At 66.2% G+C, this 12,789-nt stretch carries 10 protein-coding genes; 9 read left to right on the forward strand and 1 reads right to left on the reverse strand.

Annotated elements, in window-relative coordinates; all coding sequences use genetic code 11:
* Positions 1-12 precede the first annotated feature (12 nt).
* The 8 genes from SR858_RS24455 (at position 13) to SR858_RS24490 (ending at position 10,452) form a co-directional block, all read left to right on the forward strand.
* The gene (locus tag SR858_RS24455) at positions 13-720 is read left to right on the forward strand and encodes an ABC transporter ATP-binding protein (protein ID WP_019923511.1); all 708 of its coding nucleotides are present in this window, start codon (positions 13-15) and stop codon (positions 718-720) included.
* Between the two features lie 9 nt (positions 721-729).
* A complete protein-coding gene (locus SR858_RS24460) occupies positions 730-2,046 on the forward strand; it encodes an ABC transporter permease (protein WP_019923512.1) in 1,317 nt (438 codons plus the stop codon).
* Positions 2,047-2,055: 9 nt separating this feature from the next.
* Positions 2,056-3,288, forward strand: a complete 1,233-nt coding sequence (locus tag SR858_RS24465; protein ID WP_019923513.1) for an ABC transporter permease — start codon at positions 2,056-2,058, stop codon at positions 3,286-3,288.
* Between the two features lie 38 nt (positions 3,289-3,326).
* Positions 3,327-4,682 (forward strand): sigma-54-dependent transcriptional regulator, encoded by a 1,356-nt coding sequence (locus SR858_RS24470; protein WP_019923514.1) that lies wholly within the window; start codon positions 3,327-3,329, stop codon positions 4,680-4,682.
* Positions 4,682-6,145 (forward strand): sensor histidine kinase, encoded by a 1,464-nt coding sequence (locus SR858_RS24475; protein ID WP_019923515.1) that lies wholly within the window; start codon positions 4,682-4,684, stop codon positions 6,143-6,145. The genes SR858_RS24470 and SR858_RS24475 overlap by 1 nt, the downstream gene beginning before the upstream one ends.
* Positions 6,146-6,386: 241 nt before the next feature.
* Positions 6,387-6,920: an FxDxF family PEP-CTERM protein gene (locus tag SR858_RS24480; protein WP_019923516.1), complete on the forward strand. Its 534-nt coding sequence runs from the start codon at positions 6,387-6,389 to the stop codon at positions 6,918-6,920.
* Between the two features lie 60 nt (positions 6,921-6,980).
* Positions 6,981-7,754 carry a spermine/spermidine synthase domain-containing protein gene (locus tag SR858_RS24485; RefSeq protein WP_019923517.1) on the forward strand — a complete coding sequence of 258 codons (774 nt, stop codon included), beginning with the start codon at positions 6,981-6,983 and terminating at the stop codon, positions 7,752-7,754.
* Positions 7,755-8,010: 256 nt separating this feature from the next.
* Entirely contained in the window at positions 8,011-10,452 is a 2,442-nt protein-coding gene (locus SR858_RS24490; RefSeq protein WP_019923518.1) for a TonB-dependent receptor plug domain-containing protein, read from the forward strand.
* Positions 10,453-10,567: 115 nt separating this feature from the next.
* Here SR858_RS24490 and pdxR read toward each other — a convergent pair whose 3' ends face one another.
* Positions 10,568-12,046, reverse strand: coding sequence for a MocR-like pyridoxine biosynthesis transcription factor PdxR (gene pdxR / locus SR858_RS24495; RefSeq protein WP_019923519.1), 1,479 nt, complete (start codon positions 12,044-12,046; stop codon positions 10,568-10,570).
* 89 nt (positions 12,047-12,135) lie between these two features.
* Between pdxR and SR858_RS24500 the strand changes: the two genes are divergently transcribed.
* Entirely contained in the window at positions 12,136-12,786 is a 651-nt protein-coding gene (locus tag SR858_RS24500) for a pyridoxamine 5'-phosphate oxidase family protein (protein ID WP_019923520.1), read from the forward strand.
* The last annotated feature ends 3 nt before the right edge of the window (positions 12,787-12,789 follow it).

Raw genomic sequence — 12,789 nt, forward strand, 5'->3', positions numbered from 1 at the left:
CCGAGGCCCACCATGCTGCGCATGCATAACCTGAGCAAAGTCTACCGCACCCACATGATCGAAACCCACGCGCTGCGCGGCTTCGAGATCCATGTCGAGCAGGGCGAATTCGTCACCGTCACCGGCCCGTCCGGCTCCGGCAAGACCAGCTTTTTGAACATCGCCGGCCTGCTCGAGGAGTTCACCGACGGTGAATACATCCTCGACGGCGTCAACGTCAAGGGCATGGACGACAGCGCCCGCTCGCGCCTGCGCAACGAAAAGCTCGGCTTCATCTTCCAGGGTTTTAACCTGATCCCCGACCTGTCGCTGTTCGACAACGTCGATGTGCCGCTGCGCTACCGCGGCTTCAACCGCGCCGAGCGAAAGGAACGCATCGAGGATGCACTGGCCAAGGTGGGCCTGGCGTCGCGCATGAAGCACTACCCGGCCGAACTGTCGGGCGGCCAGCAGCAACGGGTGGCGATCGCCCGCGCGCTGGCCGGCTCGCCCAGGCTGCTGCTGGCCGACGAGCCGACCGGCAACCTCGACACGCAAATGGCGCGCGGCGTGATGGAACTGCTCGAAGAAATCAATGCCCAGGGCACCACCATCCTGATGGTCACCCACGATCCCGAACTGGCCGAACGCACGCGCCGCAACGTCCACATCATCGACGGCCAGGTCTCGGACCTGGTGCGCAAGGGTCCGTCCTTGTATGACACCAGCAACGTGGCTTGAGGAGATCCCATGTTCCAGTATTATTTTCTGCTCGGCCTGCGCAGCCTGCGCCGCAACCCGGCGCTGACCGCGCTGCTGGTGCTCACGCTGGCCGTCGGCGTGGCCGCCAGCATCGCCACGCTGACCATCCTGCACGTGATGTCGGGCGACCCCATTCCGCTTAAAAGCGACCGCCTGTTCGTGCCGACACTCGACAACGGCCCGCTGGCCGGCTACAAGCCCGGCGACGACGCCAACGATGACCAGCTCAGCTACATCGATGCGCGCAACCTGCTCAATGCCAAGATCGGCGAACGGCGCACGGCGCTGTTCGGCGTGGCCGGCCCGGTGGAGTCGGAACGCACCGACCTGGGCGTGTTCACCGCCGGCGGCGAGGCGGTCACGGCCGACTTCTTCCCGATGTTCGACGCGCCGTTCCGCCACGGCCAGCCGTGGAGCGCGCTCGAGGACAAGGCCGGCGCTGCCGTGATCGTGCTCAGCAGCCAACTGGCCGCCAAGCTGTACGGCGACGCCTCGCCGGTCGGACGCCGCCTGCGCATCGCCGGCCATGCCTACCAGGTCATCGGCGTGCTGGAGAAATGGACCGTGGTGCCGCGCTTTCACCACATCATCGGCAACAACGGCGGCGCCTTCAGCGAGGAAGATGAATTCTTCGTCCCGCTGACCACGGCAATCGCGCACCAGATTGGACGCAACGGCAGCTCGGGCTGCACCACGGACCCCGGCGCCGGCTACCAGGCCTTTGTCGATTCGGAATGTACCTGGCTGCACTTCTGGTTCGAGCTGGCAAGCCGCAGCGACCGGCCCGCGCTGCAAAGCTTCCTCGACAGCTACGCCGCCGAACAGCGCAAGCTGGGCCGCATGCAGCGCCAGGCGCCCAACAAGCTGTACGACGTGCGCGAATGGCTCGACTACCTGAAAGTGGTGGGCAACGACAACAAGCTGTCGGCCTGGCTGGCGTTCGGCTTCCTGTTGCTGTGCCTGGTCAACACGATCGGCCTGCTGCTGGCCAAGTTCTCGGTGCGCGCACCCGAGGTGGGCATCCGTCGCGCGCTGGGCGCGTCGCGCCGCGAGATCTTCTACCAGTTCCTTCTCGAGAGCACGGTGGTGGGCCTGGCCGGCGGCATGCTGGGCCTGCTGCTGGCGTTCGGCGCGCTGGCCCTGATCGCCATGCAATCGAAGGAACTGACCAGGGTCGCGCACATGGACTGGATCATGCTGCTGACCACGTTTGCGCTGGCGGTGGCTGCCGCCATCCTGGCCGGCCTGCTGCCCACCTGGCGCGCCTGCCAGGTCACGCCGGCCCTGCAACTGAAATCACAATAAGGACTTCCCATGGCACATCCGATCCTTTCCGCGCTGTGGCGCAACAAGACCGGCCCGCTGCTGGTGGCCACCCAGGTGGCGCTGAGCTTGGCCATCCTGGCCAACGCGCTGTACATCGTGCAGGTGCGCCAGGCCGTGGCGGCGCGGCCATCGGGCGTGGCCCACGAGCAGCAGATCTTCGGCGTGGAAGTGCGCCGCATGGGCGTGGGCACGCACCAGGACGAGCTGGCGCTGCAGCGGCGCGAGACAGCTACGCTGCGCGCGGTGGCCGGCGTGCAGGCGGCCGCTGCCACCACCCAGGCGCCGCTCACGCGCTCGGGCAACTACAGCGGCCTGACCACCGACCGCAAGCAGGTGGTCATGCAAGCCAATACCACCAACTACATGGTGGGCGACTCGATCGTGCAGGCCTGGGAACTGCAACTGGTGGCCGGGCGCGATTTCCTGCCCAACGAGTATGTCGAGATCGACATGAACACCAGCAAGGAGTCGCCGCGCGTGGCCATTATCACCCAGGCGCTGGCGCGCAAGCTGTTTCCCGGCGTCGACAATGTCGTGGGCAAAATTTTTTATAATGGCAATGGCGTTTCGGCGCGCGAACTGCAAGTCGTCGGCGTGGTCGAGCGCCTGCAAACGCCGGCCGCGCAGATCGACGAACGCGGCGAATTCTCCACCATCGTGCCGGTCCGCCTGACCGGCATGCCCGGCAGCGACTACACGGTGCGCGCCGAACCGGGCCAGCGCGACCGCGTGATGAAGGAAGTGGAAGCAGCATTGCGCGCGGCCTCGCCCACGCCGATCATCGTACGCACCAAGAGCTTCGAGGAATTCCGCAGCCTGCGCTACCGCGCCGATTACGCCATGGCCTGGATGCTGGTCACCGTCAGCGTGCTGCTGCTCTTGATCACCGCCAGCGGCATCGTCGGCATGGCCAGCCTGTGGGTCACGCAGCGGCGCAAGCAGATCGGCGTGCGCCGCGCGCTCGGTGCCCGGCGCGTGGACATCCTGCGCTACTTCCTGGCCGAGAACTTCATGATCACCAGCGCCGGCGTGGTGGCCGGCGTGCTGCTGGGGCTGGGTCTGAACCAACTGCTGGTCAGTCAGCTTGAATTGCCACGCCTGCCACCAGTGTACCTGGCGGGCGGCGCCGTCCTGCTGTGGCTGCTGGGCCTGGCCGCCGTGTACGGCCCGGCCTGGCGCGCAGCCAGCATCTCGCCAGCTACCGCCACCCGCAGCGCATGACCGGCCACAGGATGGGAAGGCAATGTTATGCTTACAGCATGCCTACCGTACTCATTATCGACGACAACGCCGGCGTCGCCCTGGCGCTGGACGTGCTGTTCTCGCTGCACGACATCGCCACGCTGCGCGCCGCCTCGCCGCAAGAGGGCCTGGACCTGCTGGCGCGACACCAGGTGGACCTGGTGCTGCAAGACATGAACTTTACTGCCGACACCACGTCCGGCGCGGAAGGCGTGGCGCTGTTCCGCGCCATCCGCGCGCGCCACCCCGAGCTGCCGGTCATCCTGCTCACGGCGTGGACCCACCTGGACGCGGCGGTGGACCTGGTCAAGGCCGGCGCCGCCGACTATTTGCCCAAGCCGTGGGACGACACCCGGCTGGTGGCCACCGTCAACAACCTGATCGCCCTGGGCCAGGCGCGGCGCGACCTGGCCCGCCGCGCGCAGGCCGAGCAGCGCCAGCGCCGCGAACTTGAAGCGGGCCACGACCTGCGCGGCATGGTGTGGCAAGACCCGGCCACCGAACGCGTGATCCACCTGGCCTGCCAGGTGGCGCGCGCCGACGTGCCGGTCTTGATCAGTGGACCCAACGGCGCCGGCAAGGAAGGCATTGCCGCCATCATCCAGGCCAATTCCGCCGTGCGCGACGGCCCGTTCGTGGTGCTCAACTGCGGCGCCCTGCCCGCCGAGCTGATCGAGGCCGAACTGTTCGGCGCCGAAGCAGGCGCCTACACCGGCGCCACCCGCGCACGCGAAGGCAGGTTCGAGGCGGCCGATGGCGGTACCCTGTTCCTCGACGAGATCGGCAACCTGCCGCTGGCCGGGCAAATGAAGCTGCTGCGCGTGCTGGAAACCGGTCGCTTCGAGCGCCTGGGCGCCAACCGCGAACGGCAAGTCAAGGTCCGCGTGATCAGCGCCACCAACGCCGACCTGCCCGCCATGATCCGCGCTGGCACGTTTCGCGAAGACCTGTTCTACCGCCTCAACGTGATCGAATTGAAGGTGCCGCCGCTGGCCGCGCGCCCGGCCGACATCGTGCCGCTGGCGGTTCACTTCCTCGGCGCTGGCAGGCAGCTGCATGCCGATGCGCAGGCTGCGCTGCTGGCCCATGGCTGGCCCGGCAATGTGCGCGAGCTGAAAAACGTCATGCTGCGCGCCAGCCTGCTGGCGCGGGGCGAGCTGATCCTGGCCGGCGACCTGGGCCTGCCGGCGGCGCCCGCCACGCCATTGACCGGCGCTGCACCGGACGACGCCGGCCGCGAACCGGACCGCGACGCCATCGGCCTGGCCCTGGCGCGCGCCGGCGGCGTGGTGGCGCAGGCGGCAGCCGAGCTCGGCCTGTCGCGCCAGGCGCTGTACCGGCGCATGGAACGCCTGGGCATCGTGCGGCCCTGATGGCCAGCGTCGCGCCGCCCGAACAGTCGCCGGAACCGCAGGCGCAAGCGCCGGCACAGAAGCCGCCGGCCCCGGACCGGCACGTGCCCGCCCCCGGCGCGCGTGCGCAACGCATGCGCCTGTCCTTGCTCACGCGCTGGACCGCACTGATCGCTACGCTGGTGACGGTCGGCATCGTGATCGCCCAGGGCCTGAGCTACCTGCTGCCCGACCAGCCGCTGCTGGTGCTGGCGCTGTGCCTGCTGTGCGTGCTGCCGCTGGCCATCATCACCATCCGCGCCCAGCTCGAACACATGCTGTCGCTGTTCCGCGCCCTGACCGGCACCGTCACCAGCTACCAGGACGGCGATTTTTCGTTTTCCCTGCGCTGGCCGCAAAACGACGAACTGAGCGACCTGGTGGACGCCCACAACGCGCTGGGCGACGTGCTGCGCCAGCAACGCCTGGCGCTGGTGCAACGTGAATTACTGCTCGACACCATGGTGCAAAACACCCCGGTGGCGATGCTGCTGATAAACAGCGGTGCTGGCAACGGCACCGATAGCGCGGGCCACAGCGGCGCCGTGGTGTATGCCAACATCGCCGCGCGCCAGTTGCTGGCCGAGGGCCGCAAGCTCGAAGGCCAGCGCCTCGACGCCATCCTGGCGCAGGTGTCGCCGGCGCTGTCGGAAGCCCTGGCGCGCGGCGGCGACGGCCTGTTTACCACCACCGCAAGCGGGAGCGGGGCCGATGGCGACGAAGAAGATGTGTACCACCTGGCGCGGCGCAGTTTCCAGCTCAACGGCCGCCGCCACGAACTGCTGCTGCTGCGCCAGCTCACCATGGAACTGCGGCGCCAGGAAGTGCAGACCTGGAAAAAAGTGATACGCGTGATCAGCCACGAACTGAACAATTCGCTGGCGCCGCTGACGTCGCTGGCCCATTCCGGCGCCGAGCTGGTGCGGCGCGGCCAAACCGAACGCCTGCCCCACATCCTCGCTACCATCGAAGAACGCACGCGCCACCTGGAGACTTTCATCCTCGGCTATGCCCGCTTCGCCAAGCTGCCCACGCCGCGCCTTGCGATGCAGCATTGGGCGCCGTTTCTGGCCGCGCTGGGCGAGCAAATCCTGTTCCGCGTGGTCGGTTCGCTGCCGTCCGAGCCGTGCGCCTTCGATCCGGCCCAGCTTGAGCAAGCGCTGCTCAACCTAATCAAGAATGCCCACGAATCGGGATCCCCACCCGACCAGGTGGCGCTCGAAGTACGCCGACACTACAATCTGCTGCGCATCGACGTCCACGATCGCGGTCCGGGCATGAGCGATACGGTGCGGACCAACGCGCTGGTACCGTTTTACTCGACCAAGCGCAGCGGCACCGGCCTGGGCTTGGCGCTGGCGCGCGAAATCATCGAAGCCCACGGCGGCCGCATTACGCTGAGCAATCGCGAAGGCGGCGGACTGACAGTTACCCTGATGCTTTAGTGTCTGCTACACGCAACGCGCCATTGGCGAACTCGACAATAAAATTTTAAATTTTGCACAACGGAAATTAATATAAAGTAATTTTTGTGCACTGCGCCCCTGATGATATAAAAAAGCTATTGAAGTTTGAAATTACATAAGTAAATATAAAATTGACAAGCAATTGAGCCCATCGTAAGTTGACGTTGTAGTTTGCGTTTTCTTGAATCTTCCTCGGGTCTTTATTAAGCGGAGTCATATAATGAAATTAAAATTCATCGCACTGGCAGCAATGCTCGCCGGGTCTATCGCCACCAGCGCCCACGCGGGTTCGTATAACGGAGGTCCTTCCACCCCCGACATCCAGCTGGAGCAAAACAGCACCAATCCCAGCTACTGGACCGCTGGCTTCAGCCACACGCCGGTCAATGCCGCTTCGGGCTTCTTCACCGACGTGTTCACCTTCACCCCATCGCCTACCACGCCAGTCTGGGCCAGCGGCGGCGTGATCAACTTCTCGCTGTTCGGCTTTGGCGACCTCGGTTCGATCACGGCTTCGCTCAACAACAACCCGTTCACCGCCTCGGCAACCCAGCCAGGCGTGTTCACGCTGGCGCCGGTGTACCTGGGCGCCGGCCCACTGACGCTCACCGTCAGCGGCATCGTCTCGTCGGGCGGCGGCTCCTATGGCGGCAACATCAATGTGCTGGCCGTACCGGAACCGGAAACCTACGCCATGATGTTGGGCGGCCTGGGCCTGCTGGGCTTCATGGCCCGTCGCCGCAAGAAGAACTGAATCTCCGCGCGAAACCCGAAAAGACGCTGCGGCGTCTTTTTTTTACCGGCAGCCGGTACAATGCCGGCCATGTCTTCCATTCCTACCCGCTTCGACCAGCCGGGCCACCCGCCCGCCACCATCACCGAATACCAGGGCGTGCGCAGCCTGCACCTGGGCACCTCGTGGGTGCAGGGCGCCATGCGCATCGCCAAGCCCGACAACATCGAGCTCGAGTACGTGCAAATGATGATGATGTGGCTGCTTTTCAACGACAGCCCGCGCCACATCGTGCAACTGGGCCTGGGCAGCGCTGCATTGACCAAGTTCAGCTACCGGCGCTTTCCGAAAGCGCGCGTGACCGTAGCCGAACTCAATCCCAACGTGATCGCCATGTGCCAGGCGCAATTCGGCCTGCCGTCCAACGACGAGCGCCTCGACGTGCGTGAAATGAACGCCATGGACTTCGTGCTCGACCCGGCCAACCACGGCACCGTGGACGTGTTGCAGGTGGACCTGTACGACGAGGAGGCGCGCGGCCCGGTGCTCGACTCGCCCGAGTTCTACCAGGCCTGCTACGACACCCTGGCCGACGGCGGCATCATGACCACCAATGTGTTTGGCGACTTTTCCAACTATGACAAGAATTTGCAGGCCATGGAACTGGTGTTCGACGCCGTGGTGTGGCTGCCTGAAGTGCACGATGCCAACATCGTGGTGATCGCTTTCAAGCAGGCGCCGGTGATCGATTTTTCGGTGCTGTACGAGCGCGCCGGGCAGATCAAGAAAACACTTAATTTGCCGGCCAAGGCCTGGGTCAACGGTTTGAAGGGCTGGATGCTGGACCAGCGGTAGCGCTGGCCAGCGATGCAGGCGCGCCACACTTTGCGGCGGCAGCCGCCGCATGCATGACTGGTGCCAGCCCAGCATACGATACATTGCGTTACAAAGCACGCAATATCGTCATGACAGCATGCCAAGTATTCATTCTGCAACATTGCCCGCCTGGGGGTTGAAAACCCTCATTGCTGCGGGGCCTGCCTCCGACTAGTATTTTTTGACCGACCGGTACCACCGGGCGTTCCCCACAAAAAAATCCTGGAAAGAGACCATGACAAGAGCACCCCACTTCAAGCGCAGCCAGCTCGCCGGCATCATCGCCGGCGCCATCGCCCTGCTGGCCGCCGGCCAGTCCGGCGCGCAGTCGGCTGCCGAGGAACAGGCAGCCAAAGAACAAACTGTGGTCGTACTGGGCTCGCGCTCGGTGGCCAAGACGGCACTCGATACCTCGTCCCCCGTCGGCCTGATCAGCCTGAAAGACATGCAGACCGCCGGCCCGCTGGAGCTGGGCAAGCTGCTGCAGACGCTGGACCCGTCGTTCAACTTCTCCAGCACGTTTATCAGCGACGGCACCGACAGCATCCGCCCCGCCACCCTGCGTTCGCTGGGACCGGACCAGGTACTGGTCCTGGTCAACGGCAAGCGCCGCCACCAGCAGGCGCTGGTCAACGTCCAGCAAAGCGTGGGACGCGGCTCGGCCGGTACCGACATCAACGCCATTCCGCTGGCAGCCATCCACCATATCGAGGTGCTGCGCGACGGCGCCGCCGCCCAGTACGGCTCGGACGCGATTGCCGGCGTGATCAACATCGTGCTCAAGTCGCAGGTCGAGGAGACGTCGGTGAGCGGCACCTACGGCACCACCTCGGAAGGCGACGGCGACCTGTACTCGGCCAGCGCCAACACCGGCGTGGCGCTGGGCCAGGACGGCGGCTACCTGAACCTGACGGTCGAAGCGCGCAAGCGCGGCGAAACCAACCGCGCCGGCGTCGACTCGCTGCGCGTGAACCCGCCGCGTGTCACGCAGCATATCGGCGACAGCAATACCCGCGACCTGTACTTCTGGTGGAATGCCGCGCTGCCGATCGACAAGGACAGCGAGTTCTACGCCTTCGGCGGCGTCTCCAAGCGCAAGGGCGACTCGTTCGGCTTCTTCCGCTCGGCCGGCGACGACCGCACCGTACCGGCCGTGTCGCCAAACGGCTTCCTGCCCGCCATCCACACCGACATCAAGGACGCCTCGTTCGCGTTCGGCTACCGGCGCGACCTGGCCAATGACTGGAAGGCCGACATCAGCATCAACCACGGCGCCAGCGAACTGGCGTTCCACGAATCGGACAGCATCAATACCAGCTACTGGTACGAACCGAAACCGGGCGGCGGCATTTACGCCGAATCGCCGCGCGAGGCCGATACCGGCACCCTGAAATTCAACCAGACTACCTTCAACGCCGACATCAAGGGCCCGGTCAAACTGGGCGACGCCAGCCTGTTCCTGGCCACCGGTTTCGAATACCGCCGCGACAACTACCAGATAGTCGCCGGCGACCCGGTCTCGTACCAGTACGGCCGCACCAACAACCCGGCCATCCGCATCGTGGGCCAGAACGGCAACACCGCCGCCTCGGGCATCCAGGGCTTCCCCGGCTACACCCCCGCCACCGCGGTCGATGACGGCCGCCACAACATCGCGCTGTTCCTCGACGTCGAGCACAAGCCGGTGGACAATGTCACGCTGGCCGGCGCCGTGCGCTATGAAAAATACTCGGACTTCGGCAACACCGTCACCGGCAAACTCAGCGCCCGCTGGGACCCGACCAAGACGGTGGGCGTACGCGGCAGCATCTCCTCCGGCTTCCGCGCACCGAGCGTGCAGCAGGAGTTCTACAGCTCCGTCTCGACCAACCTGAATAACGGCGTGCTGACCGAAACGCTGACCGCGCGCCAGGGCAGCGCCGTCACGCAAGCCTTCGGCATCGCTCCGCTCAAGGAAGAGACCTCGCGCAACGCCAGCGTGGGCCTGGTACTGCGGCCGGCATCGAACATGTCGCTGACGGTGGACGCGTACCAGATCAAGATCCGTGACCGCATCGTGTTCTCGAGCGAGATCGCACCGGAAGCGAACGGCGGCCCGATCGCCAACGTGCTGCGCCCGCTGGGCGTGGGCCAGGCGCAGTTCTTCACCAACGCGGTCGATACCCGCACCCGGGGCCTCGACATCGTGGCCGAACACACCAGCCGCTTCGCCTCGTCGGCGCTGGTGCTGTCGGGCCAACTGGGCTTCAACAAGACCGAAGTGGCCAAGCGCCATTCGACGTCATCGGTATTGAGCGGCGAGACCCTGTTCGACCAGGCGCAGGTGACCCTGCTGGAACGCGGCCAGCCGCGCAAGCACCACGTGGTGGCGGCCGATTACACCAACGGTGCGTGGAACCTCAACGCCCGCGCCAACTACTACGGCGAAGTGCAGGCGCAAAGCTTCAGCCCCCTGCATACATGGGATGCGAAGTGGCTGGTCGATACGTCGGTGCGCTATGCCTTCAGCAAGCGCACCTTCCTGAGCCTGGGCGTCAACAACCTGTTCGACCAGTTGCCGTCCGAATGGACCAACGGCGGCGATTTCCCGAAACTGGGCTTTACGCGCTGCTGGGAAACCTGCCCGTTCGGCGTCAATGGCCGTTCGATGTACGTGCGCGCCGATACGGCGTTTTAAGTGACCCCGGCAAACCTGCTGCGCGGCCCGGTGTCGCCCCTGCGTTGCTCAGCATACCTTCGTACGCTTGCGCTACTCGGGACGACACCGAACCGCTCACTACGGTTTTCCGAGGTCACTTTGCCGCACGCTGGCGGCAGTTGTACGCCGCCAGGTGCACCACCACCGCCAGCCGCCTGACCAGGTCGTCCATCTCTGCCGCCGGCACCTGCGCGTAGCCGAGCATCAGTCCCTTCCAGCCCGAGCCGCCGTGCGTGTCATGGCGGCTCAGGGCGTTTACCACCACGCCTTGCGCCAGCGCCTGCGCGCTGATCGCAGCGTCGTCGAGGTCCTGGTCGCGCAGGCGCAGCGACAAGTGCATACCGGCCGATGCGCCGTGCACCGTCGCCACCGATCCCAGGTGTTTTTCCAGCGCCACCGCCAGCGCATCGCGCCGCTGCCGGTACAGCCGCCGCATGCGCCGCACGTGCAGGGCAAACTGGCCGCTACGCAGGAATTCGGCCAGCGCCAGTTGCTCGGCCGCGCGCCCGCTCGCATAAGACTGCGCGCGCATGGCGGCAAACGCCGGCGCCAGGTCCCGTGGCACCACCACGAAACCGATGCGCAGGCCCGGGAACATGGTTTTGCTGAAGGTGCCCAGGTACACCACCGGCGCCTCGGGCACCAGGCCCTGCATGGCCGACAGCGGCGCGCCGTCGTGGCGAAATTCGCTGTCGTAGTCGTCCTCGATGATCAGGGCGCCGGCCACCCGCGCCGCGTCGATCAGCGCCAGTCGCCGCCGCAAACTGAGTACGCTGCCCACCGGGTACTGGTGCGACGGCGTGGTATAGACCAGGCGCGGAGGACGCAGCAGCCAGTCGTCGGCCGTGGGCGCGATGCCGTCGTCATCGACATCGATGCCGGTGACCGCCAGCCCGGCCCCGCGCGCGGCCGCCAGCGCGCCGCCGTAGCCGGGGTTCTCGAGCCAGATGGTGTCGCCGGCATCGGCCAGCGCACGCAGGCACAGGTCCAGTCCACTCTGGGCGCCATCGGTGATGAACACCTGGCCGGCTTCGCACACCACGCCGCGCGCGGCGCGCAGGTGATCGGCAATCGCCGTCCGCAGTTCCGCTTCGCCGCAGGGGTCGCCGTAGTTCAGCTGCGCAGGCGCGAGTGCACGCCAGGCGCGCTCGACCAGGCGCCGCCACAAGGCCATCGGAAACTGGTCGAGCGCGGGCACGCCGGGGACGAACGCGCCCATGCGCTGGGCGGTGCCGTAGAGCGGGCGCAGGTTGCGGGCGCGCTGGGACAGGCCGGTGGTGGTGATCGTGCTCGGAACAGCCGGGGGCAGCGGCACCAGGGGCCCCACCACGGTGCCACGCCGGTCGGTGACAACAAAGCCTTCGCTGGCCAGTTGCTCGTACGCGTACAGCACGGTGTTGCGGGCCACGTGTAATTCCTCCGCCAGCACGCGCGACGCGGCCAGGCGGGTGCCGGCGGCCAGCGTGCCGTCGCGGATCGCCGCGCGCAGGCATTCGTGCAGCAGGCGCTGGCGCGGCCAGGCGCGGTGGCTGTGCTGGTGCGTATAGGTGGCGAGCAGCCGGGCAAGATCCATCGTGGCTCCATGAAAACTGATAGTTGTGGACCTTATTTCAGGGCCAGCATCGTATTATATTGGTGTCTCACTTTTCTGAGATGGAGAACATGAACGACCACGCCAACGCCCCCAGCGCGCGCACCCGCGTACGCCGCGTCGCCAGCAACGCGCACTACGACGCCGCCACCCTGCACGCGATCATCGACGCCGCCTACCTGTGCCACATCGCCTTTACCGACAGCCTGGGCGCGCACTGCATACCGACCGCCTGCTGGCGCAACGGCGAGTACCTGTACATCCACGGCTCCAACGGCAGCCGCATGCTCAAGCGCCTGCAGGAGAGCGACGCCTGCGTGACCATCACCCACCTGGACGGCCTAGTGATGGCGCGTTCGGCGTTCAGCCATTCGATGAACTACCGGTCGGCGATGATCTACGGACGCTTCGAAGTGGTGGCCGACGAGGCAGCGCGGCGCCGGGCGATGGAGGATTTCATGGAGCAGTTGCTGCCGGGCCGCCAGGCCGAAGTGCGGCCGGGCTCGGACAAGGAATACGCGGCAACGACCGTGATGCGCATCGCGCTCGACGAAGCGGCCTGCAAGGTGCGCAGCGGCGGCCCGAAGGACGACGAGGAAGACCTGTCCTGGCCGGCGTGGGCGGGCGTGCTGCCGTTTGCGCAAACCCGGCTGGCGCCGGTGGCCGATCCGGCCTGCGCCATCGAGGCGCCGGCGCATGTAGCGGGATGGCAGAGCGTTTGAATC

This window comes from Duganella zoogloeoides (genome assembly GCF_034479515.1).
GTDB classification, from domain to species: domain Bacteria; phylum Pseudomonadota; class Gammaproteobacteria; order Burkholderiales; family Burkholderiaceae_D; genus Rugamonas; species Rugamonas zoogloeoides.

What these genes read in the sequence shown, in the direction of transcription:
- SR858_RS24465 (WP_019923513.1), top strand. Translation starts at nt 2,056, where the DNA reads ATGGCACATCCGATCCTTTCCGCGCTGTGGCGCAACAAGACCGGCCCG.
- SR858_RS24460 (WP_019923512.1), top strand. Translation starts at nt 730, where the DNA reads ATGTTCCAGTATTATTTTCTGCTCGGCCTGCGCAGCCTGCGCCGCAAC.
- SR858_RS24470 (WP_019923514.1), top strand. Translation starts at nt 3,327, where the DNA reads ATGCCTACCGTACTCATTATCGACGACAACGCCGGCGTCGCCCTGGCG.
- pdxR (WP_019923519.1), bottom strand. Translation starts at nt 12,046, where the DNA reads ATGGATCTTGCCCGGCTGCTCGCCACCTATACGCACCAGCACAGCCAC.
- SR858_RS24500 (WP_019923520.1), top strand. Translation starts at nt 12,136, where the DNA reads ATGAACGACCACGCCAACGCCCCCAGCGCGCGCACCCGCGTACGCCGC.
- SR858_RS24480 (WP_019923516.1), top strand. Translation starts at nt 6,387, where the DNA reads ATGAAATTAAAATTCATCGCACTGGCAGCAATGCTCGCCGGGTCTATC.
- SR858_RS24475 (WP_019923515.1), top strand. Translation starts at nt 4,682, where the DNA reads ATGGCCAGCGTCGCGCCGCCCGAACAGTCGCCGGAACCGCAGGCGCAA.
- SR858_RS24455 (WP_019923511.1), top strand. Translation starts at nt 13, where the DNA reads ATGCTGCGCATGCATAACCTGAGCAAAGTCTACCGCACCCACATGATC.
- SR858_RS24485 (WP_019923517.1), top strand. Translation starts at nt 6,981, where the DNA reads ATGCCGGCCATGTCTTCCATTCCTACCCGCTTCGACCAGCCGGGCCAC.
- SR858_RS24490 (WP_019923518.1), top strand. Translation starts at nt 8,011, where the DNA reads ATGACAAGAGCACCCCACTTCAAGCGCAGCCAGCTCGCCGGCATCATC.